This is a genomic window from Micromonospora sp. CNZ322 (genome assembly GCF_007827755.1).
Map to the genome: position 1 here is coordinate 148381 of NZ_VITD01000003.1, position 26365 is coordinate 174745.

A 26365-nucleotide genomic window follows, 5' to 3' on the forward strand; every position below is an offset into this window, starting at 1 on the left:
AAAATCATGGCGCGATTTCTGCTCAAGCGACTCTTCTCCGCCACGCTGACCCTCTTCGCGGTGAGCGTGTTGACCTTCCTGATGTTCTTCGCCCTGCCGCGCGACCCGGTCAGCAGCATCTGCTCGAAGAACTGCAACCCGGAGCGGCTGGAGCGGGTCCGCGACGACCTGGGCCTGAACGACCCGCTGATCAGCCAGTACGCCGGCTACATGAAGGGCATCGTGACCGGTCGGGACCTGGGCAGCGCCCAGGGCGGCCGGTGCGACGCGCCCTGCCTGGGCTGGTCGTACGTCACCAACGAGGCCGTCTCGGACACCATCGCCCGGGTGCTGCCGGTGACGCTGAGCATCGTGATCCCGGCGGCCATCCTCTGGTTGCTGCTCGGCGTGGGGCTCGGCATGGTGTCCGCGCTGCGGCGGGGCACCTGGCTGGACCGGCTGGCCATCGGCTTCTCGCTGACCGGCGCGTCGTTGCAGCTGTACTTCGTGGGCGCGGTGCTGCTGCTGGTGTTCGTCTACAACCTGCGGCTGTTGCCGGTGCCGAGCTACACCTCAATCTTCGACAACCCGGCGAAGTGGGCCAGTGGGTTGGTGCTCGCCTGGGTGGCGCTGGCCTTCCTCTTCTCGGCCATCTACGCCCGGTTGTCGCGGGCGCAGATGTTGGAGACGCTGTCGGAGGACTTCGTCCGGACCGCGCGGGCCAAGGGCCTGGCCAAACCCACTGTGTACGGGCGCCACGCGCTGCGCGCGGCGATCACTCCGGTGGTGACCATCGCCGGGCTGGACGTGGGCGGGGCGCTGGGCGGGACGGTGATCACCGAGACGACGTTCGGCATCCAGGGGTTGGGGCGTACGGCGGTGGACGCGGTGCGCTCGGGCGATCTACCCACCATCATGGCCACCGTGCTGATCTCCGCGGTCTTCGTGGTGTTGGCGAACGTGCTGGTGGACCTGCTCTACGCGGCCATCGACCCCCGGGTGCGGCTGCGCTGAGCGGGCGGGTGCCCGGCGCACCCACCGATGGCGAAATTTATCGACAACTGTTACACAACTCGAAGGTTTTCTTCCTTACGATCCTCGGGACGTCGGCGGTTCTCGCCCCGACGAAACCGCACGGCACATGGTGAAGGGGGTACTTCATGAGACCACGCGTGGCGGTTGCCGCAGGCGGCGCGATCGCACTGGTTGTGGCATTGGGTGCGTGCTCGAAGAACACGGGCGAGGGCACCACTGTCGACACCGAACGGCAGCAGACCGGGGTCATCGCGACCGACCCCAAGGACTCGCAGGGGCCGGCGGCCGAGGTGAGCGGCGCCGCGAAGGGCGGCACCTTCACCATCATCCGGGAGTCACCGATCTCCCACCTCGACCCGCAGCGGACGTACTCGTTCGCCGGTCTGATGGCCAACCCGCTCTTCGCCCGCTACCTGACCACCTGGAAGGACGACGGCAAGGGTGGCCTGGTCCTGGTGGGCGACCTGGCCGAGACGCCGGGCAAGAACGTCAACAACGACTGCAAGGTCTGGGAATTCACCGTCAAGGACGGGGTGAAGTTCGAGGACGGCCGGCCGATCACCTCCAAGGAGATCGCGTACGGCATCGCGCGGTCCTTCGACCCGGACCTGTCCGGCGGCCCGACCTACATCCAGGAGTGGCTGGCCGACACCCCGCAGTTCGACACCAAGTGGGACTTCAAGAAGAACAAGACGTCGCTGCCGCCCGGCCTGAGCACGCCGGACGCCAAGACGCTGCGCTTCGAGTTCGCCAAGCCCCGCTGTGACCTGCCGTTCGCCGTCTCGCTGCCGACCACGGCGCCGCTGCCGGCCGACAAGGACACCGGCGTCGACCTGGACAAGCAGCCGTTCTCGTCCGGCCCGTACAAGGTCGCCAAGAACCAGGTTGGCGTGCAGATCACGCTGGACCGCAACACCAACTGGGACCCGAAGACCGACCCGGTCCGGCACCAGTACCCGGACCAGTTCGTCTGGAGCTTCGGCCCGACCGCGGACGCCGCCAACAACCGGGTGATCGCCGACAACGGCGCCGACCAGAGCGCGCTCGCCTTCAACGCCGTGCCCGCCTCGCTGGTCGCCAAGGTGGCCGGGGACGCCACGCTCAAGTCGCGCAGCATCCTCTCGCCGACCCCGAGTGCCAACCAGCTCGTCATCAACAACCAGCGGGTCACCGACCTGAAGGTCCGTCAGGCGCTCAACTACGCCATCGACCGCGAGGGCTTCATCAAGGCAATGGGCGGGCAGACCGTCGCCGCGCCGCTGACCACGCTGATGCCGCCGGCCACCATCGGCTACAAGGCGTACGACGCGTACCCGGCGGGTGCCAACGGCAACGTCGAGAAGGTCAAGGAGCTGCTCGGCGGAAAGACGCCGGAGCTGGTCCTCGGTGTCGCCGACAACTCGACCGAGCAGCAGCAGGGCGCCCAGCTCAAGGCAAACCTGGAGCGGGCCGGCTTCAAGATCACGCTGCGGAACATCTCGGACGACGCGAAGCTCGACGAGATCAAGAAGAAGAACAACCCCTGGGACCTGTACATCGGTAACTGGGCGGCGGACTGGCCGAGTGGGGCCTCGATCCTGCCGGTGCTCTACGACGGCCGGACCATCAAGGCCGAGGGCAACAGCAACCAGGCCTACTTCAACGACCCGGCGATCAACGCCGAGATGGACCGCATCCAGGCCATGCCGGCCGCCGACCAGGGCCCGGAGTGGGCCAAGCTCGACGAGCGGATCATGAAGGAGCACGCGCCGGTGGTGCCGCTCTTCGTGGACGTGGCCTACAACGTGCACGGGTCCAAGGCCGGCGGGGTCTTCATCTCCAGTGTCTTCGGCTACCCGTCCTTCGTGAACGCGCACGTCAAGCCGTAAGTCACACCGCACACATTCAGGGGTCCCCTTCCGACAACGTCGTCGGGAGGGGACCTCTGTCGTCGTTCGGGAAGCCGGGCACCTGATCGGATCGGACCGCTACGGTCGGGTGCGGGGCAGGGTCTTTCGGTCAGGCTTGACGTCGAAAGGAGGCCTCGTGATCGCGGCACTCAACAAGCTTGTCGACCTGCTCGAAGAGCACCTCGCCGAGGAGTTCGACGTCGCCGGAGTGGCCAGGACGCTCGGCACGACCGAGTACCACCTGCGCCGGATGTTCTCCTCGTTGGCCGGCATGCCGCTGTCCGACTACGTGCGCCGACGCCGCATGACCGTCGCCGCCGCCGACGTCGTTCGGGGCGAGGACGATCTGCTGAGCATCGCCGTGCGGCACGGATACGGCTCGACCGAGGCGTTCGGACGGGCGTTCCGGGCGGTCCACGGTGCCAGCCCTGGTGACGTACGCCGCGATGGAGGCCCCCTTCGCACACAGCCGCAGCTCAGGTTCCGCCTGACCGTCGAAGGGAGCACCCCCATGGACACCCGCATCGTCGACCGCCCTGCGTTCCGGCTCGTCGGACACGCCACCCGGGTCCCGCTCATCCACCACGGCATCAACCCACACATCCAGCAGCACATCACCGGGCTGCCACCGCAGGAGCACCTCCGGCTCAAGTCGCTCAGCGACACCGAGCCCTCGGGGCTGCTACAGGTCAGCGACGACGTCGACGCCGAGGCCACCGAGGGCACCGAACTGACGTACCTGCACGGGGTTGCGATGTCCCGGGACGCGCCGGTCCCCGACGACCTGGACGCCATCGAGGTGCCGGCCGGCCAGTGGGCGGTGTTCCGCACCAGCGGACCCCATCCGCAGGCACTGCAGAACACCTGGGCGGCGACCGCGAGCGAGTGGTTCCCGTCCAACCCGTGGCGGCTGCGGCCGGGCCCCTCGATGGTTGCCATCCTCGAACGCGCTGACGACTTCAGCACCGCGACCTGCGAACTGTGGCTGCCCATCGAGCCGGCGTGACGTGAGGCCCAGGGCCAGGCCGGGGTGAGGAGATAGAACTCGTTGCCCTCCGGTCGGCGATGGTTCGTGAACGCGCACGTCAAGCCGTAAGGCACACCGCAGGTCAGCAGGGTCCCTTCCGTCAGCGTCGTCGGGAGGGGCCCTGCTGTTTCTGTCGATCGGCTACGACCTGCGGCATGAGAGGGCTGAATGTAACCTTGTGGATACGTACCCACACGGTTACATTAGCTGCCATGGACGCCGTGTTGCACGCGCTGGCAGACGAGAGCCGGCGCACGGTTCTCGATATTCTCCGCGACCGCCCGGCGAGTGCAGGAGAGCTGGCCGAGGCTCTCCCGATCGCTCGCCCGGGCGTGTCCCGGCATCTCCGCGTGCTACGGGAAGCCGGGCTTGTCGACGTACGCCAGGACGCGCAGCGCCGGATCTACACACTCCGCCCGGAGGCGCTCGTCGAGGTCGACGAGTGGCTGGGGGAGTACCGCCGGCTCTGGGAGAACCGGCTCGACGCTCTTCATACCGAGATCGCACGAGGAAAGAAGGCGCAACGATGACCACGATCGCGACGATGCGAACGCTCGACGAGACCCGCGGAGCAGTCCGGGTCGAGAACCTCTATGACACGGACATCGGCGACCTCTGGCAGGCGTGTACGACGCCCGAGCGGCTGGCCCGCTGGATGGCCCAGGTTGATGGCGACATGCGGGTCGGCAGCACGATCCAGGCCGTCTTCACGAGCAGCTGGACCGGTCCGGCGCGCATCGAGGTGTGCGATGCGCCCCACCACCTGCTGCTGACGACGAAGCCGGGTACGGACGACGAGGGGCAGATCGAGGCGTGGCTGACCGAGGAGGGCTCCAAGACCCGGCTGGTGGTCGAGGAGCGCGGCCTGCCGATAGGGCATCTCCCGTTCCACGCCTCTGGTTGGCGGGTCCACCTTGACGATCTCGGTCGGTCGCTGGAGGTCGACGGCCCGGTCCATCCGGAGGGCTGGAGCTCCGATGTCAGAGCGCGCCGATGGGAGGAACGCTGGGAAGAGCTCACGCCGGCATACCAGCAGATGGAGATTGTTCGATGACGGACCTGATCAGGCTCAGCTTGACGACTGTCAATGCGCCCGACGCAATCGCGCTCGCGCGGTTCTACGCCGAGATCACCGGCGGGGTGGCGAAGGGCGACGAGTGCTGGGCGCTTGTAGAAGGGCCGAACGGTGACATCGGATTCCAGCAGATCGACGACTACCGGCCACCCACCTGGCCGGACGGCGAGGTGGGGATGCAGATGCACCTCGAGTTCCTCGTCGACGACCTGGAGGCGACCGGAGCGCGTGTGCTGGCGGCCGGCGCTACCCGATTCGAGCATCAGCCCAACGCGGACCACTGCTTCGTCTACGCCGACCCGGCCGGGCATCCGTTCTGCCTGTCCCTGTGGGGGATCCCGAGAGTCGGCGACTGACTCAGCTCGTTCGGGCACCTGTTGTTCAGGCGCGGACCAACGTGCCGGTGCCGGAACGGCCGAGCGCCACTACCGGTACGACCCGACGAAGGCGTTGGCAACGTGGATTCGGGCGGTGCCGTCGACGTACCCAATGGCTTGTGGTCGCCCGATGAGCCTCGAGGTGATGTCGGTTGATCGGTTGGTGCGGAAGAGTCATGGCCACCTGTCAATCGATGACGAGACCGCGCGGTACGGAGAGGACGTGTCCACGATGAAATTCCGCGGGGTTGAATGATGGACTGGTATCCGCCCGTCGAGCCGTACGACTCCGGGATGCTCAGCGTCGGTCACGGCAATGAGCTCTACTGGGAACTGTGCGGAAATCCCGACGGCAAACCCGCGGTGTTCCTGCACGGCGGTCCCGGCGGTGGCCTGCTCCCGGACAATCGGCGGTACTTCGACCCGTCCGGTTACCGGGTCGTGCTGTTCGACCAGCGAAACTGCGGTCGCAGCCGGCCCTTCGCGGGCGACGCGAAGACGTCACTGGAACACAACACCACCCCGCACCTGGTGGCGGACATCGAACGGCTACGCGAGCACTTGGGGATCGAGCGTTGGCTCGTCTTCGGCGGCAGTTGGGGCAGCACCCTCGGCCTGGCCTACGCCCAGGCCCATCCCGAGCGGGTCGCCGAACTCGTGTTCCGTGGCGTCTGGCTGGTTCGCAGGTCGGACGAGGCATGGTCGTTTACCCCGGCGGGCGCGGCGCACCTGTTTCCCGCCGAGTGGGCGGCATTTTGTGCCGCGATCCCCGTGACGGAACAGGACGACCTTGTCGGCGCCTATGGCCGCCGCATTTCCGATCCCGACCCCGCGGTCCACGGCCCGGCGGCCCGCGCCTGGATGAGCTGGGAGCTCTCGGCCAACACCCTGCTGCCGATGACGCCGCCCGTCATCGACGACACCAACCTGCTGGCGTTCGCCCGCATCACACACCACTACATCAGCAACGGCGGCTTCCTCCCGCCGGAAGGTCTCCTGGCGGGCGTCGGCCGCATTCGACACATCCCGACTGTCATCGTGAACGGCCGTTACGACATCAAGACGCCGCCGAACCAAGCCTGGGACCTGCATCGGGTCTGGCCTGAGGCGAAGTTCCACATCGTGGAGGACGCCGGCCACAGCGGCTCCGAACCTGGCACCCGCAGCCTGCTCATCGAAGCCACCAACCAGTTCCTCGCGTAAGAGTGATCTCGAGGGCTGCGTAACCGCCGGAGGGGCTCGACCACGAGTTGAATCGCGCCGTGGCACCCGGACAGCCGACGCTCCGCCGGTAGAGGGGCGCGCCCGCTTCAGCTGGGGAGGAGCGCCGCCCCGTCGACGGATTATCGGCCTATGGTCGTCGATGTGTCGTTGCGTAATTCTGGTGCGGACGGGTCGGTTGTCGACCGGTCGCGTCGGGCGCGGGTGACCTGGTTGTCGTTGTGGTGCTGCGGTAACTGTTGCTGAAGGTGCTGTGGATCGGCGGGGTGATGGTCGGTGTGCCGGAGGGTTCGCCGGTGCGTGGAGCGGACTTCGTCGGGCCGAGCGTTGTCACTGCGGCGACGGATGTGGTCCTCGCGCCAGCGCTTCTGGAAGCATTCATCTAATTCGTACCTCCAGCCAGAGCGCACGCTGGAGGTCAGGCTCCCGGTGGGCCTCAGCGCGCCGCGTTCAGGTAGCGCAGCACGGCGAGCACCCGCCGGTGGTCGGTCCGCGCCTGGGGTAGGTCCAGCTTGGTGAAGATGGCTGTCACGTGCTTCTCCACGCTGCGTGCGGCGAGGTGCAGCGACTCGCAGATGGCAGCGTTGGACCGGCCCTCGGCCAGCATCCCCAGGACCTCTCGTTCCCGCTCACTGAGGCGGGCGACGCCCGCGTCCACCGCCGGGGCCGCCAGCAACTGCCGCACCACCTCCGGGTCCAGTGCTGTCCCGCCGTCGGCCACCCTGCGCAGCGCGTCGACGAAGTCGTCGGTGCTGACGATGCGGTCCTTCAACAGGTACCCGACCCGCCCGGGGTGCTCGGCGATCAGTTGTCGCGCGTACCGGGTCTCCACCCACTGTGAGAAGACCAGCACGCTGATCTCCGGGTACGCCGCCCGGATCGCCAGTGCCGCCCGCAGGCCTTCGTCGGTGAAGGTCGGTGGCATCCGCACGTCGACCACCGCCGCGTCCGGCCGGTGCTCGCCGACCGCCGCCAGCAGATCGTCACCGTTGTCCACAGTCGACGCCACGGTGATGCCGTGATCGGTCAGTAGCAACCTGATCCCGTCGCGCAGCAACGGGTTGTCCTCGGCGATCACCACTCGCATGGCAACTCCACTGTGATGGTCGTCGGCCCGCCGGGCGGGCTGTCCACCCGCAGCGCGCCGTCCAGTGACTCGGCCCGCCGGACCAGTCCCGCCAGACCCGTACCCTTGCTCCCCGGCACTGCCCCGCCGCGCCCGTCGTCGGTGACGGTCAGGCGGAGCACGCCACCCAGCGCCCGAAGGTCCAGCCGGATCCGGGTGGATCCGGCGTGCTTCGCCACGTTCGTGAGCAGTTCGGCGGCGCTGAAATAGAGCGCGGACTCCATGTCGGGCGTTGGCCGCTGGGGCAGGTCCACGTGTACGTCGACGGGCACCGCGCTGCGCGCGGCCAGCGTCTCGATAGCGGTGCTCAGGCCGGCGTCCAGCGCGGGCGGGTGAATGCCCCGCACGATGTCCCGCAGCTCGGTCAGCGCCTCCACCACCGCGCCCTGGGCCTGCGTCACCATCGCCCGCAGCTCCGGTTCGCCGGCTCGCCGCTCGATGCGCGACAGCGCCACGCCGAGCGCGACCAGCCGGGCCTGCGTGCCGTCGTGCAGGTCCCGCTCCACCCGCCGCAGCAGCGCCGCCGCGTCCGCCCGCAGCGCGGCCCGGCTGGCCTCCAGCGCCGCTATCCGGGCTCGCTCCGGGCCCGGCTCCAGCAGCGCCCCCACCAACCGCCGGTCCAGCCACACGATGAGTCGGAAGTACCACGGAAACACCAGCAGCGCGGCCAACCCCTGCGCGGCCAGACCCCAGGGACCGCCCCAAGGCGGATCCTGCGGAAGCCGGTGTATCCACACGGGATAGGTGATCCCTAGCAGCCCTCCGACGATGAGGACCCCGCCGAGGTAGCCGGCCGCGGCCATCAGCGGCAGCCGGGCGAAGCAGTACGCGAGGGCCTTCCAACCGCTGGCGTCGGTAAGCACCGCAGCGGCCCAGCGCACCGGGCCCGACCCGCTGCGGCGTACGGGCGGCGGGTTCGGCCAGCTCCAGCCGAGGAAGAGCCGGGCCGGCCCACGGAAGTACCGCACTGTCAGCCGGGCCAGCACCAGCACACCGGTCAGTAGCGGCAGCCCGATCGTCAGCAGCGACAACGCGGAGAACACCAACCCCAGCAGCGCGAGCGCGAACGTCGGCACGGCCAGTACCGCGCCGGTGACCGCGTATCCGACCTCACGCCAGGTACGGGCGGCCACCGGCGCGCGCAGGACCGTGCCGACGACCGATCTCACGGGTCCACCGCCAGCGACTCGACCGCCGGGCGGCGCATCGCGACCACCGCCGGCACCACGGTGCCCAGCAGGACCAGACCGATCACCGCGGCCAGGCCGACGATCAGCTGCCCGCTCGGCAGGTACGGCATCCACGTGCCCAGCATGCCGTGCAGCATCGGCACCACTGTGACCATCGCGACCACCGTACCCACCGCCATCGCTGTCACCGTCACCGTCAGGGCTTCGCAGACGACCACGGCCAGCGCCCGCATCCGGCTCGCGCCGACCAGCCGGGTCACCGCAAGCTCCCGGCGCCGGGCCAACAACACGGTCACCAGCGTGTTCACCGCGGCTACCGCAGCGAAGGCCACGTAGACGGCAGTGCCGGAGTACTCCGTCCACACCTGCGCCGGTGGATCGGGCACTGCGCGCACATGTACGGACGTGGTGTGCGTGACTACCTTCACCATGGCGAACGCGATCGCCAGAACCAGCGGTACCAGGGCGCCGGACAGCGCCTTGGATCGCACCGCGAGGTTGTCCGCGGCCAGCGCCCCGGTGCCCCCGAACAGTCGCGCCAGCGGTGCGACCAGCCGCAGCAGGACCGGGCCGAGGAAGCCGGCCCCGACGCACATCGCCAGCATCGTGAAGAAGCTCGACCCGTCGGCCTTGGCCGGGTCGCCCTTCGCGATCAGGATCGACAGCACCACGCCGCCAGCCACGAGTACCACCCCGATCGCGGTACGCACGAAGCTGACCTGGCGGCGCGCGACGGCCGTCTCGGTCAGTGCGGCGGCGGGGCGTACTCGCGCCGGGCGCACCGCGGCGACCAGCGCACCAACCAGCGACGCCCCGACGGTGATGCCCAACGCGGCGGGCAACGCCGCGGCCGAACTGTGGAACGTCACGCCGGGCGGAATCACCCCGTGCCCGGTGAGCCCCGCCAACCAGGTGTGGGCGAGCAGGGCGCCGAGCGGCACCCCGAGCGCTGTCGCCGGCACTGCCACCGCAGCTGCCTGGGCAGCCACCGCGCGCCGCACCAGCGCGGGAGTGGCACCGATCGCCCGCACCAGCGCGATGTCCCGACCCTGCCGGGCGATCGACGACGTCATGGTCAACCCAACGATCAACGCGGTCAGGTACACCGACACCACCACGAACAGCACCGCCATCTCGGGGATCCCGCTCTCGGTCAGCGCCTGCCGCGCGGCCGGATCCAACCGCGCGTCGGATAGCGAGGAACTGGCGCCGAGCGCTCCGGACACCAGCGCGGCGGCCAGGCACTGCGTGACGAATGGTCCAGCGAAGGCCCACGGCTGCTTGCGCAACGCCTGCCTGGTCAGCCCCGCGTTCACCGGGCCACCACCGGGTCAGACACGGTGGCGGCCAGCCGCTGCGCGATGCTTGTCGGATCGGGCGTCGGGCCGTCCGCCACCACCTCGCCGTCGCGCAACAGGATGAGCCGGTCGCTCCAGGCCGCTGCCATCGGGTCGTGGGTGACCATCACCACAGTCACCCCGGCCCGGTCCACCCCGTTGCGAAACAACTGCAGAACCTGCCCACCGGTGGTCGGGTCCAACGCCCCGGTGGGCTCATCCGCGAACACCACGGCGGGACGGCCAGCCAACGCACGGGCAATGGCGACCCGCTGACGCTGGCCACCGGACAACTCACCGACCGACCGGCCAGCAAGCCCGGACAGCCCGACCTCGGCCAGCACCTCGTCGAGCGGACGCGGACGCGGACCACCCAACCGACGGGGCAGCAGCACGTTCTGCCGCACCGTCAGCTCGGACAGCAGGTTGTACGACTGGAAGACGAAACCCACCCGGTCGCGGCGCAGCCGGGTCAGCGCACCTTCGCGCATCCGCGTGACGTCCCGGCCGACCAGCCGCACCCGGCCTGACGTCGGCCGGTCCAGCCCGGCCGCGCACTGCAACAGCGTGCTCTTGCCCGATCCGGTCGCGCCCATCACCGCCACGAACGTGCCGGCCGCCACCGCGACTGAGACGGTGCGAAGAGCGGCGACCGGCCGACGGCGCGAGCCGTAGCTGCGGGTCACCCCGTCGAGTTCCACCACGTTGTCCATGCGTTCCAGCCTCGGCGGCGGCGGCGATCCGGACATCCGGGTGGCCCGCACGGTACGGGTGCGGTTATCCGTACCACCCCGTGGGTCTGTCCACGACGCCCACCATGCGATCTCAACCGGCGTGAGATACAAGAGGCGCGGATCAGGGGACGATCACCACGCCGCCGCGCACGCCGCCTTGGGCCAGCCGCTCGTGGGCGCTCGCCGCGTCGGCGAAGGGGTACACGTCAGCGACCCGGAGCGGGATGTCGCCGCTGGTGACGAGTTTGACCAGTTCGCCCAGCCGGGTTCCGTCCGGTAGCACCTCCAGCGCGACGGTCTGGATTCCGCGCACCGGCTCCGGACGAAGCGGGGGTGACGCGGCCACGTAGCCGCCGCCGTCCCGAATGAGGTCCAGCAGCGAGGAGCCGATCACCGCCAGGTCGATGACCGCGTCGAACGTCCCCGTCGGATCGTCGGTGCGCGACAGGAACGCCGCGCCCAGCGACTCGACGAACTCGCGATCGTCGGCCCCGGCCAGTCCGGTGGCGTGTAGACCGGCCGCCCGGGCCAGCGCCAGAACGAACCCACCGACCTGCCCGGCGGCGCCGGTGACGAGCACTGTCGAACCCGCCGGGAGGGCGAGCAGGTCGAGTGCCTGGGCGGCGGCGAGGCCATTGGTCGGCAGGGTCGCCGCCTGGGTGGCGGGGAAGCCGGCGGGCGCGGAGGTCAGCCAGGCGGCGTCGAGGACCACGTGCTCGGCGTGGGCGCCGACAGTGGTTTGCAGCCATGGAGAGAAGCCGATGACCTCGTCGCCGATCGTGAACTCCTCGACCGACGGGCCGACCGCATCGACGCTGCCGGCAACGTCCCAACCGGGCGTGTACGGCAGACCGGTCGGCAACGGAGCCGGGAACCGACCAGAGCGGACCATCAGATCAACCGGATGGACAACCGACGCGGCGACCCGCACCCGCACCTGCCCCGGCCCGGGCTCGGGCACCGGCACCTCGGCCACGTGCAGGACCTCCGGCCCTCCGAACTTTGCATAGCTGACTGCACGCATCGTCGTCTCCTTCGTGGGATTTCGTGATCACCACAACCGTACGAATCGTCGGCACTATGAGAAAGTAGGTACCTTAAAGTGCCTAGGGCACCCCGAGGAGGCGGCATGGCGACGACGAATGCGGCTCAACGCCGCGAACAGGCAAAACGCGACTACGACGCGTTCCTGGAACAGTGCCCGACCCGCGAGCTGCTGAGCAGGCTCACCGACAAGTGGGTCGCCCTGGTGATCCCAGCGCTCGTCAACGGCCCGCAGAGGCACGGCGAGCTCGCCCAGCGCATCGCCGGCGTCAGCCAGAAGATGCTCACCCAGACCCTGCGCACCCTGGAGCGCGACGGCCTGGTCACCCGCACTGTCACTGCCTCGGTGCCGGTCCGTGTCGACTACGAGCTCACCCCGCTCGGCCACGAGCTGTTCCCGGTCATGATCGCGATCAAGAACTGGGCGGAGACGCACATGGACCGCGTCTTCGAAGCCCGGACCCAATACGACACACGCCCCTGAGAACCTGCGACGCCGTTTACGTCAGAGTCCGCCGCAACGTATCCGTTCATCGGCCTCGCCAGATTGTCGCTGGCGGCGGCTAGGGTCCGCGTCGTGGACGACACCTCGACGGCCCGGCAGGCCGCGCACGCCTACGTCGATCTTCTGGAGCGCCGCGACTGGTCCGGGTTGGCCGCCCTGCTCGCCGATGATGTGGTCTACGAGATGCCGCAGACTCGGGAGCGCATTCGCGGCAGGGACGCGTTCCTGCGGTTCAACACCGAGTATCCCGGCGACTGGCACCTCCGGCCGCGACGGGTGATCGCCGATGGTCGCCTGGCGGCCCTGTTGCTCGACGTTCGCGTCGGTGACGAGCAGCAGGACGCGTGCGTCTGGCTGGAAATGTCCGAGCATGGGCTGATCAGCAAGATCACCGACTACTGGCCCGAACCGTACGATCCGCCGCAGGGCCGGGAACACCTCGTGGAGCGTTGGTGATCGTGGCCGTTACAGCAGGTGGGTGCGGAGGAAGTCCAGCTCCAGGGGGAGCAGCCGCTCGGCGGTGCCGTTCGCGGCCAGATGGGTGGCCCCGGTCAGCGGCAGCACCGCGTGCGGCCGGCCGGTGCTCAGCAGGGCCGCGGAGAGCCGGAGCGTGTGCGCGGCCACCACGTTGTCGTCAGCCATCCCGTGCACCAGCAGCAACGGCCGGGCCTGGTCCGGGCTGGTGACCGGCTCTGCGGCCAACTCGACGAGCGAGTGGTGCGCGTAGATGTCCTGGCCGTCTTCCGGCAACCCCAGATAACGCTCGGTGTACGCAGTGTCGTACAGCGCCCAGTCGGTCACCGGGGCGCCCGCGATTCCGCACCGGAACAGCTCCGGGTGGCGAAGCACCGCCAACCCGGCCAGCCACCCGCCGAACGACCACCCGCGCACCCCCACTCGCCCCAGGTCCAGGTCCGGGTGCTTGCCGGCAAGCGCGGTGAGCGCGTCGATCTGGTCGGCCAGGATCACGTCGGCGACCCGCCGGTGGATCGCCTTCTCGAACGACGGCGCCACCCCCGGCGTACCCCGGTTGTCGATGGTGACCACCGCGAACCCGGCGTCGGCCCACCACTGCCGTTCCAGCCACGCGGCCCGCGCCGCCACGACCTCCTGGTGCCCCGGGCCGCCGTAGATGTCCAGCAGCACCGGCAACCGCCGGCCCGTCACGTGGTTTTCCGGGTAGAGCACCGCCGCCGGCAGCCGCCGATCGGTCACCCGTTCCAGCAGCGGCAACGGAGAGTACGGCGGGGCGGCGGCGAACGAGCGCAGCTCGGCGATCTCCTGATCGCCGCGGCGCACCGTCCAGCGCACCCCGGCGTGGTCCAGCGACGCGACGCCGACGGCCAGCACGTCCCCGCCAACCGCGGCGGTGTACCAGCCGGAGTCGGTGGTGAGCCGACGCGCGTCCACCCCACCGCCGATGGTGGTGCGGACCCGGAACAGGTGCCGCTCGCTCGGTTCGCCGTCGCTCGCCTCCACCAGCAGGTCGGCCGGGCCGGCGGCGGCCGGCAGCCGACCCACCACCCGTCGTACGTACAGCGACGGCGGGGTGAGCAGGGTGCCGTCCGCGAACAGGCACCGGGCGTCGTACCCGTCGTGGGCCAGCTCCCCACCGACCAGCACCCGGCCGTCCGGAAGGTGCGCGGGGGTGCCGGCGATCGGCTCGACCCAGCGCGGGTCGGCCAGCTCGGCGTGCACCTGCGTCTCACCCGTGCGCGGGTCCACCGCCAGCACCAGCCCGTGCTGCTGCGAGCGGCGCAGCACGGTGATCAACGGACTGCCCTCACCCCAGCTGACACCGGTCAGGTACGGGTAGGTTTCCCGGTCCCAGTGCACGTCGACCCAGCCGTCGTCCAGGTCCAGCAGGTGCAGGCTGACCTCCGCGTTCGGGCCACCGGCCCGGGGATACGCGACGGCGGTCGGAGGGCTCGCCGGCTCGGCCGGGTCGTGCAGGTGCCACCGCTCCAGGCGGGACTCGTCGACCCGGGCGGCGAGCACCGAGCGGCCGTCGGGCGCCCACCAGTACCCCCGGAACCGGCCGAACTCCTCCGCTGCGATGTGCTCGGCCAACCCCCAGCTCACCCCGGCGTCCTCGCCGGCCAGCAGGGTGTCGGTGCCGTCGGGGTCGATCACCCGCAGCTCACCCCGGCGCACACCCTCGGCCGCGTCCGTCACGTACGACAACCGCTGCCCGGTCGGGTCCGGACGTGGGTCAAGCACCGGGCCGACGGCCGCCACCTCCACCACGTCGCCGTGCACCAGATCGGCCCGGAACAACCGCCCGGCCAGCGCGAACACCGCAACCCGGCCGGCCGCGTCCAACGCGTACGAGCCGATGCCGGCGGCGCTGAGCCGCAGCCGCTCGCGTAGCGCGCGTTCGCCGGGGGAGAGGGACCGGACGTTTCCGCCCTCGCCCAGCAGGGTCGCCGGATCGGCGACCAGCCGCTCCTCGCCGGTGCCCACGTCCAACAGCCAGAGCGCGTCCGCCGGATCCTCGGGGCCGGCGGAGCGCAGGAAGATCACCCGGGAGCCGTCCTCAGCCACCGAGACAGCGCGTGGCGCGCCGTGGCTGAACCGTCGGGTGCGGGCGGCCAGCTCCGGAAAGTCCACACGCCAAATCGTAGAGCGGGAGCGGGGGTGATGTGGCCTACCTGGGCGGACGCGTCAGCGTCGGCCGGGGGAGAACCGCCAGTTAGAGTGACCGTCGTGACGATGCTGCCCGACCGCCGCCTGCTGCTGGTCCACGCGCACCCCGACGACGAGTCGATCGGCACCGGCTCGACGATGGCCCACTACGCCGCAGACGGCGCGCACGTCACGCTGGTGACCTGCACGCTCGGCGAGGAGGGCGAGATCCATGTGCCCGCGCTGGCGCAGCTCGCCGCCGCCGAGGCCGACCAGCTCGGCGGGTACCGCGTGGCCGAGCTGGCCGCCGCGTGCGCCGCGCTCGGCGTCAGCGACCACCGCTTCCTCGGCGGCGCCGGCCGCTACCGTGACTCCGGGATGATGGGGCTCGCGACCAACGAGCACCCCCGGGCCTTCTGGCAGGCCGACCTCGACGAGGCCGCCGGGCACCTCGTGGAGATCATGCGAGAGGTACGCCCGCAGGTGCTCGTCACGTACGACCCGAACGGCTTCTACGGCCACCCCGACCACATCCAGGCGCACCGGGTGGCCATGCGCGCCGTCGAGTTGGCCACCGCCGAGGGCTGCGCCCCGCTCAAGGTCTACTGGACGGCCATGCCGCTCAGCGTCCTGGAGGCCGGCATGACGCACTTCGCCGAGTCCTCCGACAACCCGTTCGGCGGCATCGAGAACATCGCCGACCTGCCCTTCGGCACCCCGGACGCCCAGATCGCCGCCCGGATCGACGGCACCGACCAGCACACGGCCAAGGAGGCCGCGATGCGGGCGCACGCCACCCAGATCCCGGCCAACTCGTGGCTCTACTCGATCGCCGGCAACTTCGGTGGCGAGTTCATGGGCGTGGAGTTCTTCACCCTCGCGGTCGGTGAGAAGGGCCCGGGCACCGGGCCGTACGGCTGGGAGGACGACCTCTTCGCCGGCCTGCCCGCGGAGACCGCCCCGGACCGGTCACCGGTCGCGGCGGCGGGTCTCCGGTGACAGTGCCGGCCGCGCCGATGACGGTCGTGGAGGACCAGGAAGCCCCGCCCCCGGCGGGGCCACCGCCGCGACTGCTGGACCTGGGCGTCCGGCTGGTCGGTGCGATCGTGGTGGTCCTCGCCGGTGTGCTGACCGGCGTACTGGAGCTGCTGCTCGCCACGGTTCGCGTCGGCGGGCAACTGGTCGGCGTGTCGGTGCTCCTCGCCATCGGCGCCAACATCGTGCTGAGCTGGTTCGCGTACGAGGCGGTCGGCCGTCGCTGGGCGGTGGCGCTGCCGGCGGTGCCGTGGTTCGCGCTGATGGCGGTCGCCGCCATCCGGACCAACGAGGGCGACCTGTTGCTGGCCGGCGACAACTGGGTCGGGCTGGCCATGATCGTGGCCGGCGCGATGACCTTCGCGGTGATGGGCTTCCGGCAGATCCTCGCCCCGCAGCCGCCTCTGCTCGGCGGCTGACGCTCGGCTGCTTTTGGGGTGCTGCCGGCTGATGACGTCTCCCAGGTAAGGGTGGTAGATATTCCTGCCAGGGATGCGAACCCCGCGACGGGGCGTACGGCAGGAGGGTCCGGCGATGGACAAGCGGTGGCGTGACCTCGGGGTGCTCGTAGCGGCACTGTTCGCGGTCAACGTGGTCGCCCGGCTGATCACCCGGTTCGGCTTTGACAGTGACGACACCGCCGCCGACCGGGTGTCGCTGACGATGTTCACGGTGATCGGCCTGATCCTCGCCGTGGTCGCCTTCCGCTGGGGCCGACGCCGGCCGCTGGCCGGCTGGGCAGCCGACATGGCCCTCGTGGTGCCGGTGGCGATGCTGCTGACCGTGCTGGTCGGGCCCCTGCTGGTCGGTCACAACCCGTTCGCCGGCGGCGCGGCGACGTTCTTCGTCCAGATCTGGCTCTACCTGCTCGCCACCGGCGCCGGGTTGCTGATCGGCTACCTGGTGCTCACCGCGCTCGGCCGTGACTACCGCTCTCAGCAGCTCAAGCGGTACGCCGAGGTCAAGGCCGCGAAGCCCCGCCGAGTCGTCCGCCGCTGATCACCGCCCAGCTCGCCGTCCGGACGTCGCGGCCGCCCGTCCGGGGCCGCCCGTCCGGGGCCGCTTGTGTGGCCGACCGAACGCAGCTTGATCGACTCGGCTTCCTTGAAGTCGGGGGGTCCCGGGCGTCCGGATGCCGCGACTTCCTGAAAGCCGAGTGGATCAAGCGCCGGGCCGCCGCCGCGCCGGGCCGCCGCCGCGCCGGGCCGCCGCCGCGCCGGGCCGCCGCCGCGCCGGGCCGCCGCCGCGCCCGGCGGCGGTCGAGGTCAGTTCGGAGCGACCCGGGTCAGGTAGGTGTGGTGGGTGACGAGGCCGAGCCGCTGGTAGAGCGCGACCGCCGCCGTGTTTCGCTGCTCGACCTGGAGGAACGCGTGCGTCGCGCCGCCCGACACGCCCCAGCTGGTCAGTTCGTGGATCACGCGGCGGGCCAACCCCTGGCGGCGGGCCGCCGGTAGGACCTCGATCAGGCTGAGGCCCAACCAGCGCCCCTGGCCGGTCACCGTGCCACGGCCGGCGGCCACCAGGGCGCCGTCGGCGTACACGTGGGCGAAGCGGACCTGGTCCACGGCGGTGAGGACGTGCCGGGCGGCGTCCGGCAGGCCGCCCTTGCGGCCGGCGGCGATGCCCAGCCACTCGTCGCTGGGCGCGGTGGCCAGCTCGACGACCGCACTGCCCCACCCGTCGGCCTGGCCGCTGGCGGGCGTCGACGCCGGCAGGGGCAGCGGTGCGGTCTGTACCAGCGTCGGCGGGCGGGTGCCCCACCCGCGGGCGTCCAGCTCGGCGCCGACCGGTGCGGCGAGGGGCAGCGGCGTGTTGATCAACGCGGGTTGCCCCCGCTCGGCGTACCAGCGCTCCACCGCGTCGACCGCGGCGGCCAGTGGTCGGTCCGGGTCGCCGATCGGCAGCGCCGAGTTGGCACGCCCGGTCCAGCCCTCGGCCGACCGGAGCAGCCAGTCACCGAGTCGGCCCCGGGTCGGTGCCGGCCAGGCCTCGTCGGCGGCCCGCTCCAGCGCCACGACCGCCGCGGCGGTCGGCCGACGGGTCGGCGGAACGCGCTTGGCGCGGTGGACCTGCGCCACCGGGACCCGAAGCGGCCCCTGAGCGGTGGCGAGCGTGAGATGAGTCTCGCTCAGCTCGACCAGCTCGCCGAGGGCATCGGAAAATAGTGGGCGGCCTTCGCGAATCCCCACAATCCGGCGGACCACGATCCGGTGTCCCACATCCTGCTGTCGGAGCACGATCGACCCCCTCCCCGGCGAGATACTAGGCTCTTACCGTCGCGGGAGATCGCGGCGAGTCTTGCGGAGGAGAAGACCGGTGACCTACATCATCGCCGAGCCGTGCGTAGATGTGCTCGACAAGGCATGCATCGAGGAGTGCCCGGTCGACTGCATTTACGAGGGCAATCGGATGCTCTACATCCACCCCGACGAGTGCGTCGACTGTGGTGCCTGTGAGCCCGTCTGCCCCGTGGAGGCGATCTTCTACGAGGACGACGTCCCGGAGCAGTGGAAGGACTACACCGGCGCGAACTACGAGTTCTTCGAGGACCTGGGCTCGCCCGGTGGCGCCTCGAAGGTCGGCAAGGTGGAGAAGGACGCCACCTTCGTCGCCGCGCAGCCGCCGCGCGGCGAGGGCCACTGAACCGGCCCGCGCCGGTCTCGTCGCGGCTGCCCGAGTTCACCTGGGACACCCTGGACGCCGCGGCCACGCTGGCCGCGGCGCATCCGGAGGGCCTGATCAACCTCTCCATGGGTACGCCGGTCGACCCGGTGCCCGAGGTGATCCGGCGGGCGTTGGCTGACGCGTCCGATGCTCCCGGTTACCCGCTGACCGCCGGCACCCCGGCGCTGCGGGCCGCGATCGCGGCGTGGGTGTCCCGAGCCTGTGGTGCCGGCGTCGACGGTCTCGGTGTGCTGCCGACCATCGGCTCGAAGGAGTTCGTGGCCTGGCTGCCCACGCTGCTCGGGATCGGCCCGGGTGACGTGGTGGTGGTGCCGTCGATCGCGTACCCCACCTACGAGGATGGCGCCCGGCTGGCCGGCGCCACCGTCGTCCGTACCGACTCGCTCACCTCGCTCGGGCCGACCCCGCGGGTCCGGTTGGTCTGGGTCAACTCGCCTGGCAACCCGACCGGCCGGGTGTTGCCCGCGGCGCACCTGCGCAAGGTGATCGACTGGGCCCGCGAACGTGGCGCGGTGGTCGCGAGCGACGAGTGCTACCTGCCCCTGGGCTGGTCGGCCGACCCGGTCTCGGTGTTGTCTCCGCAGGTCAGCGGGGGTAGCTACGCCGGGGTGCTGGCCGTGCACTCGCTCTCCAAGCGGTCCAACCTCGCCGGCTACCGGGCCGGTTTCGTCGCCGGCGACCCGGCGCTCGTCGCCGAGCTGCTCAAGGTCCGCAAGCACGCCGGCATGATCGTGCCCGCGCCAGTGCAGGCGGCCATGGTGGCCGCCCTGGGGGACGAGCGACACGCCGAGGAGCAGCGGGAGCGTTACCGCGCCCGGCGGGAGGTGCTCGCCGCGGCGTTCACCGGTGCCGGGTTCACCGTCGAGCACTCCGAGGCTGGCCTGTACCTCTGGCTGACCAGGGGTGAGGACTGCTGGCAGACGGTCGACTGGCTGGCCCGACGCGGCATCCTGGTCGCTGCCGGCGTCTTCTACGGCCCGACGGCCGGGCAGCATGTCCGGGTCGCCCTCACCGAGTCCGACGAGCACATCGCCGGCGTCGCGGCACGTCTCGCCTGATCGCGGCTCCGGGCGGTCGAGCATGGTGGACAGGCCAGGTGCGCGGGTACGGGCGGCGGTGGTCGGCACCGGCCTGATCGGTGGCTCGGTGCTGCTCCGGATGGTCGCCGCCGGCATCGACGTGGTCGGGTGGGACCCGGACGAGGCCACCCGGCGAGAGACCCGCCGGTTGGGCGTACCCGCGCCGGACCGGCTGGTCGAGGCGGTGACCGACCGGGACGTGGTCTTCCTGTGTGGGCCGCTGCCCACCCTGCCGGCGACGCTGGTCGAGGTGGCGGCGATGACCGGTGAGCAGTGTGTGCTGACCGACGTCGGCAGCACCAAGGAGCAGGTGGCGGCGTTCGCCGCCGCGCAGGGGCTGACGCACCGGTTCGTGCCCGGCCACCCGATGGCGGGCACCGACCGGGCCGGCTTGACGGCCGCCCTGCCGGACCTGCTCACCGGCGCGGCCTGGGTGCTCTGTCCGGCGCCCGGGCCGGCCACCACCGCGTTCCGTTGGCTGGCCGAGCTGCTGGTGGAGGTCTTCGAGGCCCGGGTGGTGCCGATGTCGGCCACGGAGCACGACTCGGCGGCCGCGCTCGCCTCACACGTGCCGCACCTGCTCGCCGGCGCGCTGGCCGGCGCCGTGCAACGCGCACCGCTGCGCGACGCGATCCTCGCGCTCGCCGCCGGCAGCTTCTCCGACGGCACCCGGGTCGCCGGAACCCCGGCCGATCGGACCGCCAACATGCTGCTCGGCAACCGGGACCGGGTGCTGCGTGAGCTGGCCGAGGTCACCGCGTTCCTGGACGACCTGATCGCCGCGCTGCGCGCCGATGACGCCCTGGCGCTCACCGCACGCTACGACGAGGCGCGGGCCTCTCGCGTGGCGCTGCGCGACCGGCGGTTCGACGCGTACGACCGGCAGTTCCCGGCCGGTGGTGACCACGCCGCAGAAGTGTCCTGGTTGCGCGAGCTGGGGGTGGCCGGCGGCTACCTGACCGGCCTGCACGTCGACGCGGACACTGTCTCCTATGCGGCGCGGCGCCCCGTCGCTGACTAGGCTGAGGGCATGGCGGTGGACGGTCCGGTGGTGCAGGTGCGCGGCGAGGCGTACCGGGAGGTGCCGCCCGAGCTGGCCCGGTTCGCAGTCACCGCGACAGCCCGCGACCGGGACCGGGAGGCGACGCTGACCCGGTTGGCCGAGCGGGCCGCGGCGGTGCGGGTGCTGCTGGACGGCTCCGGGCCGGCGGTGGCGCGGCGGGAGACCGGCGACCTGCGGGTGCGGCCGGAGACCCGGCGCTCGGGTGAGCGGGTGGTCGCCTGGCACGGCAGTGTCACCACCACCGTCACTGTCACCGACTTCACCGCGCTGGGTGAGCTGATGCTCCGGCTCGCCGACCAGGACCAGGTCGAGGTGGCCGGCCCGTGGTGGGAGCTTCGTCCGGACAGCCCCGCCCACCGTGCGGCCCGGCACGCCGCGATCAGCGACGCGCTGCTGCGGGCCCGGGAGTACGCGGAGGCGCTGGGCGCCCGGGTCACCTCGTTGATCGAGCTGGCCGATGCGGGCCTCGCCGACCGGCCGATGTTCGCCCGTGCGGCCTTCGGCGGGGGTGGTGGCGCGGGCGGTGGTCCGCCGGAGCTTGAGCTGGACCCGCAGCCGCAGACTGTGCAGGCGGCGGTGCAGGCGCGGTTCACCATCAGCGACCCGGTCCTGGGCTGATGCCGCAGGCCCGGGTGCTGTCCGCCGACGAGTTGGTGGCGCGGGCGTTGGTGCTCGCCGAGGCCGGCCCGCGGCAACTGCTCGGCATCGCCGGCGCACCGGGCGCCGGGAAGTCCACCCTGGCGGAGCGGATCGTCGCCGAGATCGGGTCGGCCGCCTGCCTGGTCCCGATGGACGGCTTCCACCTGGCGCAGTCGCAACTGGTTCGCCTGGGCCGCGCCGACCGCAAGGGCGCCGTGGACACCTTCGACGCCAACGGGTACGTCTCGCTGCTGCGCCGGCTGCACCGGCTGGAGCCGACGTCGGTCTACGCGCCGGAGTTCCGCCGGGAGCTGGAGGAGCCGGTGGCCGGCGCGATCGAGGTGCCGCCGTCGGTCCGGCTGGTGGTGACCGAGGGCAACTACCTGCTGTTGCCGGATTTCCCCTGGCAGGAGATCCGATCGCTGCTGCACGAGGCGTGGTTTCTCGATCTGGACGCCGAGGTGCGGCACCGCCGGCTGACCGCCCGGCACGAGGCGTTCGGTCGGTCTCCGGAGCAGGCGCGGGCGTGGGCGCTGGGCAGCGACGAGTCGAACGCCGCCCTGATCACCCCCACCGCCGACCGGGCCGACCTGGTCGTCCGCCTGTCGGATCCACCGACGGTCTAGCCGAGTTCGCGGACCGGCCGGGCCGGGTTGCCGACTGCCACCACGTTGGCGGGCAGGTCCCGGGTGACCACCGCGCCCGCGCCGACGACGGTGTCCGCGCCGATCGTCACGCCGGCCAGCACGATTGCGCCACCACCGAGCCACACGTTGTCGCCAATGGTGATCGGCTTGGCCGCCTCCCACTTGTCCCGGCGCGGGCCGGGCTCGACCGGGTGCGTCGGGGTGAGTAGCTGCACGTTCGGGCCGACCTGGACGTCCGCGCCGAGGGTGATCCGAGCGACGTCGAGGAAGACCGCGTTGTAGTTGACGAAGCTGCGTGGGCCGATCCGGATCTGCCAGCCGTAGTCGCAGTAGAACGGTGGTCGGATCCAGGTGTCCTCGCCCAGTTCGCCGAGGAGTTCACGCAGTGCCGCGATCCGGGCCTGCGGATCGGACGCAGGACTGGTGTTGAAGCGCTCCATCAGCCGGGCGGCCCGGTCCAGATCGGCGATGATATCGGGATCGTCGGCGATGTATGGCTCGCCGGCGAGCATTTTGTCCTTCATGGAGGTCACCGCCCGATCATGCCGGCCCGGTTCGTCGGCTCGTGGCCGGTCCGTCATTTTTTGGCCTTCATTTTGCATACCCAGTATGCAATTCTGGGTTGTCAATGTGACTCCATCCATCAAGACGCTTGACCAGGAGGATCCGTTGCACCAGGGAAGAAGATTGGTCGCCTTCAGCCTCGTGTTCGCGCTGGCGCTCTCCGCGCCGACTCCCGCCTCAGCCACGGCCGCCGTGCCCGCCCCACCGGGCGGCACCGGCCCACAGTCCACTTCGGGTGGACCCACCGCCAACCGCTCGACCACTGTCACGCTGATCACCGGTGACCGGGTCACCGTCACCGCGTCCGGCGCCTCGGTCCGGCCGGGTGCCGGCCGCGAGGACGTGCAGTTCCTGGTCCAGCGTGAGCGCGGCCGCCTCACCGTGACGCCGACGGACGCGGTGCCGTTGCTGCGCTCCGGCCGGGTGGACCGGCGACTCTTCGACGTCACCGGGCTGGTCGAGGCAGGTTACGACGACGCCCACCGCAACACCCTGCCGCTGCTGGTGTCGTACGGCTCAACGGGCAACGCCCGGCGTGCCCCGGCCGCTCTGCCCGGCACTCGGCTGACCCGCGACCTGCCGGTGATTCGCGGTGCCGCCCTGAACAGCGACAAGTCCTCCCTCGGCGCGGTCTGGGAGAAGGTCACCACCGGTCCCGCTGGGGCCAGGCTCGACGCGGCGGGGGGCGTCGAGCGGATCTGGCTGGACGGCCGTCGACGGGTGACCCTCGACCACAGCGTGCCGCAGATCGGCGCGCCCACCGCCTGGGCGGCCGGGTTCACCGGTACAGGCGTGTCCGTCGCGGTGCTGGACACCGGCGTCGACGCCACCCACCCGGACCTGGCCGGCAAGGTGGCCGAGGCGCGCAACTTCACCGAGGTCGCCGACGCTCGGGACACGGTCGGCCACGGCACCCACGTGGCCTCGACCATCGCGGGCACCGGCGCGGCCTCCGGCGGCAAGTACCGGGGTGTGGCGCCGGACGCGACGCTGCTGGACGGCAAGGTCTGTGAGGACGCCGGCTGCACCGACTCGGCGATCCTCGCCGGCATGCAGTGGGCCGCGGTGGAGAAGAAGGCCGCCGTGGTCAACATGAGCCTCAGTGGCTGGGACACCCCGGAGGTCGACCCGGTCGAGGAGGCCGTGCAGACCCTGACCGCGCAGACCGGCACGCTGTTCGTCCTCGCCGCCGGCAACGACGGCTCGGACGGCTCGGTCGGCTCCCCGGCCAGCGCCGACGCCGGGCTCGCCGTGGGCGCGGTGGACCGCGACGACGAACTGGCCGACTTCTCCAGCCGGGGCCCCCGCGTCGGCGACGACGCGCTGAAGCCGGACATCACCGCGCCCGGCGTCGACATCGTCGCCGCACGGTCCGCCACCGGCGTCATCGGCGACCCGGTAGGGGACCGCTACGTCACGCTCTCCGGCACCTCGATGGCCACCCCGCACGTGGCCGGGTCGGCCGCGCTGCTGGCCCAGCAGCACCCCGGATGGCGGGCCGACCGGCTCAAGGCCACCCTGATGGCCGCCGCCAAGCCGCACCCAAACCAGACCGCCTACCAGCAGGGAGCTGGGCGGGTCGACGTCGCACACGCGATCACCCAGCAGATCACCACCGACCCGGTGAGCGTCTCGTTCGGGCGTACCCTCTGGCCGCACGGTGACGACGCCCCGATCACCCGCACGGTGACCTGGCGCAACGACGGTCCGGCGCCGGTCACCGTGGACCTCAGCATCGAGGGCGCCGGCCCCGGCGGTCGGGCGCTGCCGGCCGGTTTGTTCGTCCTGGGCGTCAGCCAGCTCACCGTGCCGGCGGGCGGCACGGCCGCCACGACAGTCACCACGGATACCCGGCTCGGCGACGCCGACGGTTACTGGACCGGTCGGATCGTGGCCCGATCCGGGGCGGCGGTCGCTGTCACTCCGCTGGCTGTGAACCGGGAGGCGGAGAGCTACACGCTCACCGTGGAGCACCTCAACCGCGCCGGCGCGCGCACCGCGGACCACTGGACCGCGCTGGTCGGGATGGACACCTTTGGCTCCTGGGACCTCGTCAGTTCCGACGGGGTGGCCACCGTGCGGGTGCCCAAGGGGCACTACGGCCTGAGCGGCCTCGTCTTCGAGCCTGGTCCAGAGGATGAGCAGCCCGGGATGTCCCTGTTGATGCAGCCCGAGGTGACCGTCGAGCGGGACACCCGGATCGTCGTGGACGCCCGGCGGGGCAAGCCGGTGCGGATGACCGTCCCGGACCGGACAGCCGTCCCGCAACTGATCGACCTCAGCGGCAACTTCACCGCCGACGACGGAAGTGGGTACGGAATCGGGCTCTGGGCGGAGACGTTCACCGGCCTGAGCAGCGGTCAGATCGGCAAGCCGATCTCCGACGACAAGTTCGTCGCCACCGTCAGCAGCCAGTGGACCAAGCCGGACCCGGCCAACAGTCCGTATCTGTACGCGCTGGCCGAAGCGATTCCTGGCCGGATGCCCACGGGGTTCGTCCGGGACTACACCCGACGCAACCTGGCCACCGTCGTGCACCAGTTCCGCGGTGGCTACCCGGGCATGGTTGCCGAGCGGATCGTGCTCCCCGAGTTGGAGTACAACGTCGGCTATTCCGCGCTGATCCTGCCCACCGTCGTGCCCGGCCAGCGAGTCGAGTACTACAACACCAAGGGCGTGAAGTGGGAATCCGAGGTCTACTTCGGAACGGTGGACGAGGAAGGGTGGATGAACCCGAAGGCAGCGCTCTTCTCCACTCCCACCGCGTACCGCGCCGGGCGGACGGTCCAGGAGATCTGGAACCAGGCTCCGTACGCACCGTCCTTCCCGAAGCCGCACTGGCCGCACCAGAGCGTCACCCGGGTCGGCGACACCATAGTGGTCGACGTGCCGATGTTCAGCGACGCGGCCGGGCACCCGGGCGCCTCGCTGAGCGACAGTGAGCACACCAAGCTCTGGCGCAACGGCAAGCTGGTCGGCGAGAGCGAGTACGCCGGCTACGGAGAGTTCACGGTGCCACCGGGTGGGGCGGACTACCGGCTCGTCGCGTCGTCCAAGCGAAGCTTCACCGACCTGAGCACCGAGGTGGAGTCCAGCTGGACCTTCCGGTCGAGGCACGTCGCCGGTGAGACGCCGGCCCGACTGCCCCTGTCGGCGGTGCGCTTCGCGCCGCAGTTGCGGGTCGACAACAGCGCTCCGGCCGGTCAGGGCTTCGTCGTACCGGTACGGGTGCAGCGCCAGCCCGGCGCACCGGCCAGCCGGGTGGAGAAGCTCGCCGTCGACGTCTCGTACGACGGCGGGAAGACCTGGGGCGAGGCGAAGCTGGTCCGCACCTCGGCCGACGGCTGGTCGGCAGTGTTGCGGCATCCGGCCGGTGCCGGCTACGTGTCGCTGCGGGCCACCGCCCGGGACACCGCCGGCAACACGGTGACCCAACGGATCATCCAGGCGTACCGGTTGCGCTGAGGCGTACCCCGTCCGGGTCCGCGG

General features: G+C 71.0%; 27 protein-coding genes. 19 read left to right on the forward strand and 8 right to left on the reverse strand.

Annotation, left to right across the window (positions count from 1 at the left end):
* Nucleotides 1-6: 6 nt before the first annotated feature.
* The 8 genes from FB453_RS09295 to FB453_RS34115 all read left to right on the forward strand — a co-directional run bounded on the left by FB453_RS09295 (nt 7) and on the right by FB453_RS34115 (nt 6989).
* On the forward strand, nt 7-993 hold the full coding sequence (locus FB453_RS09295) for an ABC transporter permease (RefSeq protein ID WP_145789170.1): 987 nt from the start codon (nt 7-9) through the stop codon (nt 991-993).
* Nucleotides 994-1139: 146 nt separating this feature from the next.
* Complete coding sequence (locus tag FB453_RS09300) at nt 1140-2882, forward strand: ABC transporter substrate-binding protein (protein ID WP_091406220.1); 1743 nt, start codon at nt 1140-1142, stop codon at nt 2880-2882.
* Between the two features lie 157 nt (nt 2883-3039).
* Nucleotides 3040-3909 carry an AraC family transcriptional regulator gene (locus FB453_RS09305; RefSeq protein ID WP_145789173.1) on the forward strand — a complete coding sequence of 290 codons (870 nt, stop codon included), beginning with the start codon at nt 3040-3042 and terminating at the stop codon, nt 3907-3909.
* 233 nt (nt 3910-4142) lie between these two features.
* Nucleotides 4143-4460, forward strand: a complete 318-nt coding sequence (locus tag FB453_RS09310; protein WP_145789175.1) for an ArsR/SmtB family transcription factor — start codon at nt 4143-4145, stop codon at nt 4458-4460.
* Complete coding sequence (locus FB453_RS09315) at nt 4457-4984, forward strand: SRPBCC domain-containing protein (protein ID WP_145789177.1); 528 nt, start codon at nt 4457-4459, stop codon at nt 4982-4984. Before FB453_RS09310 ends, FB453_RS09315 begins: the two co-directional genes overlap by 4 nt.
* Nucleotides 4981-5361 carry a VOC family protein gene (locus FB453_RS09320; RefSeq protein ID WP_145789179.1) on the forward strand — a complete coding sequence of 127 codons (381 nt, stop codon included), beginning with the start codon at nt 4981-4983 and terminating at the stop codon, nt 5359-5361. The genes FB453_RS09315 and FB453_RS09320 overlap by 4 nt, the downstream gene beginning before the upstream one ends.
* A gap of 276 nt (nt 5362-5637) precedes the next feature.
* Nucleotides 5638-6585, forward strand: a complete 948-nt coding sequence (gene pip / locus FB453_RS09325) for an alpha/beta hydrolase family protein (protein WP_486480219.1) — start codon at nt 5638-5640, stop codon at nt 6583-6585.
* Nucleotides 6586-6842: 257 nt separating this feature from the next.
* Nucleotides 6843-6989 carry a hypothetical protein gene (locus FB453_RS34115; protein WP_186718173.1) on the forward strand — a complete coding sequence of 49 codons (147 nt, stop codon included), beginning with the start codon at nt 6843-6845 and terminating at the stop codon, nt 6987-6989.
* A gap of 50 nt (nt 6990-7039) precedes the next feature.
* On the opposite strand, the gene FB453_RS09330 is transcribed toward FB453_RS34115, so the two are convergent.
* From FB453_RS09330 to FB453_RS09350, 5 genes are all read right to left on the reverse strand, one after another.
* Complete coding sequence (locus tag FB453_RS09330; RefSeq protein ID WP_145789184.1) at nt 7040-7690, reverse strand: response regulator transcription factor; 651 nt, start codon at nt 7688-7690, stop codon at nt 7040-7042.
* Entirely contained in the window at nt 7678-8898 is a 1221-nt protein-coding gene (locus tag FB453_RS09335) for a sensor histidine kinase (protein ID WP_186718175.1), read from the reverse strand. The genes FB453_RS09330 and FB453_RS09335 overlap by 13 nt, the downstream gene beginning before the upstream one ends.
* Entirely contained in the window at nt 8895-10235 is a 1341-nt protein-coding gene (locus tag FB453_RS09340; protein ID WP_145789189.1) for an ABC transporter permease, read from the reverse strand. The genes FB453_RS09335 and FB453_RS09340 overlap by 4 nt, the downstream gene beginning before the upstream one ends.
* Nucleotides 10232-10969: an ABC transporter ATP-binding protein gene (locus FB453_RS09345; RefSeq protein WP_145789191.1), complete on the reverse strand. Its 738-nt coding sequence runs from the start codon at nt 10967-10969 to the stop codon at nt 10232-10234. Before FB453_RS09345 ends, FB453_RS09340 begins: the two co-directional genes overlap by 4 nt.
* 142 nt (nt 10970-11111) lie before the next feature.
* Nucleotides 11112-12014: an NADP-dependent oxidoreductase gene (locus FB453_RS09350; RefSeq protein ID WP_145789193.1), complete on the reverse strand. Its 903-nt coding sequence runs from the start codon at nt 12012-12014 to the stop codon at nt 11112-11114.
* 105 nt (nt 12015-12119) lie between these two features.
* Here FB453_RS09350 and FB453_RS09355 point away from each other — a divergent pair, with 105 nt between their 5' ends.
* On the forward strand, nt 12120-12518 hold the full coding sequence (locus FB453_RS09355) for a winged helix-turn-helix transcriptional regulator (protein WP_145789195.1): 399 nt from the start codon (nt 12120-12122) through the stop codon (nt 12516-12518).
* Between the two features lie 93 nt (nt 12519-12611).
* Entirely contained in the window at nt 12612-12995 is a 384-nt protein-coding gene (locus tag FB453_RS09360; protein ID WP_486480220.1) for a nuclear transport factor 2 family protein, read from the forward strand.
* Nucleotides 12996-13004: 9 nt separating this feature from the next.
* Here FB453_RS09360 and FB453_RS09365 read toward each other — a convergent pair whose 3' ends face one another.
* A complete protein-coding gene (locus FB453_RS09365) occupies nt 13005-15149 on the reverse strand; it encodes a prolyl oligopeptidase family serine peptidase (RefSeq protein ID WP_145789199.1) in 2145 nt (714 codons plus the stop codon).
* An 87-nt stretch (nt 15150-15236) separates the two neighbouring features.
* Between FB453_RS09365 and mshB the strand changes: the two genes are divergently transcribed.
* The 3 genes from mshB to FB453_RS09380 all read left to right on the forward strand — a co-directional run bounded on the left by mshB (nt 15237) and on the right by FB453_RS09380 (nt 17198).
* Nucleotides 15237-16163, forward strand: coding sequence for an N-acetyl-1-D-myo-inositol-2-amino-2-deoxy-alpha-D-glucopyranoside deacetylase (mshB, locus tag FB453_RS09370; protein ID WP_145789201.1), 927 nt, complete (start codon nt 15237-15239; stop codon nt 16161-16163).
* A 17-nt stretch (nt 16164-16180) separates the two neighbouring features.
* Nucleotides 16181-16618, forward strand: coding sequence for a hypothetical protein (locus tag FB453_RS09375; protein ID WP_112640865.1), 438 nt, complete (start codon nt 16181-16183; stop codon nt 16616-16618).
* 115 nt (nt 16619-16733) lie between these two features.
* A complete protein-coding gene (locus tag FB453_RS09380) occupies nt 16734-17198 on the forward strand; it encodes a hypothetical protein (protein WP_145789668.1) in 465 nt (154 codons plus the stop codon).
* A gap of 266 nt (nt 17199-17464) precedes the next feature.
* Here the strand turns inward: FB453_RS09380 and FB453_RS09385 are convergent, their stop codons facing one another.
* A complete protein-coding gene (locus tag FB453_RS09385; protein WP_145789204.1) occupies nt 17465-18436 on the reverse strand; it encodes a GNAT family N-acetyltransferase in 972 nt (323 codons plus the stop codon).
* 79 nt (nt 18437-18515) lie between these two features.
* Between FB453_RS09385 and fdxA the strand changes: the two genes are divergently transcribed.
* The 5 genes from fdxA to FB453_RS09410 are packed head-to-tail and all read left to right on the forward strand — an operon-like array spanning nt 18516 to nt 22291.
* Nucleotides 18516-18842 carry a ferredoxin gene (gene fdxA / locus FB453_RS09390; protein ID WP_030490464.1) on the forward strand — a complete coding sequence of 109 codons (327 nt, stop codon included), beginning with the start codon at nt 18516-18518 and terminating at the stop codon, nt 18840-18842.
* Complete coding sequence (dapC, locus tag FB453_RS09395) at nt 18839-19942, forward strand: succinyldiaminopimelate transaminase (protein ID WP_486480234.1); 1104 nt, start codon at nt 18839-18841, stop codon at nt 19940-19942. The genes fdxA and dapC overlap by 4 nt, the downstream gene beginning before the upstream one ends.
* Nucleotides 19943-19964: 22 nt before the next feature.
* Nucleotides 19965-20984, forward strand: coding sequence for a prephenate dehydrogenase/arogenate dehydrogenase family protein (locus FB453_RS09400; RefSeq protein WP_145789208.1), 1020 nt, complete (start codon nt 19965-19967; stop codon nt 20982-20984).
* Between the two features lie 9 nt (nt 20985-20993).
* Nucleotides 20994-21644 (forward strand): SIMPL domain-containing protein, encoded by a 651-nt coding sequence (locus tag FB453_RS09405; RefSeq protein ID WP_145789210.1) that lies wholly within the window; start codon nt 20994-20996, stop codon nt 21642-21644.
* Entirely contained in the window at nt 21644-22291 is a 648-nt protein-coding gene (locus FB453_RS09410; RefSeq protein ID WP_112583714.1) for a nucleoside/nucleotide kinase family protein, read from the forward strand. Before FB453_RS09405 ends, FB453_RS09410 begins: the two co-directional genes overlap by 1 nt.
* Here the strand turns inward: FB453_RS09410 and FB453_RS09415 are convergent.
* On the reverse strand, nt 22288-22845 hold the full coding sequence (locus FB453_RS09415) for a sugar O-acetyltransferase (RefSeq protein ID WP_145789212.1): 558 nt from the start codon (nt 22843-22845) through the stop codon (nt 22288-22290). The genes FB453_RS09410 and FB453_RS09415 overlap by 4 nt on opposite strands.
* 76 nt (nt 22846-22921) lie before the next feature.
* Between FB453_RS09415 and FB453_RS09420 the strand changes: the two genes are divergently transcribed.
* On the forward strand, nt 22922-26341 hold the full coding sequence (locus FB453_RS09420; RefSeq protein ID WP_145789215.1) for a S8 family serine peptidase: 3420 nt from the start codon (nt 22922-22924) through the stop codon (nt 26339-26341).
* Nucleotides 26342-26365 lie beyond the last annotated feature (24 nt).